The following is a 389-nucleotide window of genomic DNA, read 5'->3' as shown; positions in this document are numbered from 1 at the left end:
GGCCGAGCCTTACTCACTACTACGGATTCATCTGCCACCTCACACCAACGTTCACCTTGAGTTGCCTCTTGATGAACGCTTCCAGTGTTTCTCTGGATGGGGTGCCAGGCTTCCCCAGTTACTGCACTGGCTCCCTGTCAGAGACGCCACCCTCAAGCACTTGATAGGTCTGACTGAGTATTGGGCTTCACGCTATTTTGCACGCTTACCCACCTATCAAGCCGAAACAGGTTCACTTGCGTTGTGTGCCTCTAACTTCCTATCGCTTCCTTCAGACCCTGCCGTTGGCCAGCAACGCCCTTGCGAGTCGGATTATCTTCCCCTCAGTCGGGGCGATTCAGGTTTCTTTCAACCTGACGGGTTTGCCAGCTTCGCTGGGCAAACAAAAA

General features: G+C 53.7%; 1 protein-coding gene. It reads left to right on the top strand.

The annotated features are described in order from the left end of the window. On the top strand, window positions 1-389 hold a 389-nt coding region (locus BZJ21_RS16760; protein ID WP_236719590.1), incomplete at both ends, for a hypothetical protein.

Source organism: Salinivibrio costicola subsp. alcaliphilus, assembly GCF_001996185.1.
GTDB lineage: Bacteria > Pseudomonadota > Gammaproteobacteria > Enterobacterales > Vibrionaceae > Salinivibrio > Salinivibrio costicola.
Note: the sequence above shows the minus strand (reverse complement) of the source record. Positions and strands in the feature narration are given on the sequence as shown.